1 protein-coding gene is annotated in these 695 nt (G+C 75.4%); it reads right to left on the reverse strand.

Annotated features, from left to right (window positions below; genetic code table 11):
- The coding region (locus tag MEICH_RS29560) for a hypothetical protein (protein ID WP_036219745.1) at window positions 1-695 on the reverse strand (695 nt) is incomplete at both ends.

A 695-nucleotide genomic window follows, 5' to 3' on the forward strand; every position in this document is an offset into this window, starting at 1 on the left:
CGGCGGCCTCGAGGCCCCGCTCCACCGCCCGCCAGCCGGCCTCGAGCTCCCCCCGCGCGGTGTGGAGGAGGGCTTCGCGGGCCAAGGTGTAGGCCTCGCCGGCCGGGGAGCCGATGCGGTGGTGGAGCTCGAGGGCGCGCCCCAGGTGGCGGGCGGCCTCCTGGAGGTTGGTGCGCAGGAACTCCATGCTCCCCAGCGCGTAGTGGCACACCGCCACGCAGCGCAGGTCGCCCACGGCCTGGGCGTGCTCCTGCACCTGGCGGATGAAGGCCCGGGCCTGCTGGTAGGGGTCTTCGCCGTAGATGTGGTACTCCCACAGGCACAGGTGGGCGTCGGTGGCCAGGGCCACCTCCGGCGACCAGCCGGCCAGCCCGCGCTTGAGCTCGTAGCGCAGGCCCTCCTCCCAGCGGCCCATGGGCAAGTAGGAGAGGGCGAGCAGCTCGTAGGCCTGCTGGACCTCCACCCCGGCGCCCTGGGCCTCGGCGAGTTGCAGGGCCTCGTGGGCCTCGGCGGCGGCCTGCTCGAGCTCGTGCCAGTGCCAGTGGTAGAGGGCCTGCACCAGCAGGAGCCGGGCGCGCTCGAGCGGGTCGGGGCCGGTGCGGGCCTGGGCCTGCGCCAGGTAGCCGGCGGCGCCGTCCATGTCGGTGGCGAGGATGGCGGTGAGCGCCAGCTTGCGGTAGAGCGCGGCCGGGGCC

The sequence above is a fragment of the Calidithermus chliarophilus DSM 9957 genome, from assembly GCF_000430045.1.
GTDB classification, from domain to species: domain Bacteria; phylum Deinococcota; class Deinococci; order Deinococcales; family Thermaceae; genus Calidithermus; species Calidithermus chliarophilus.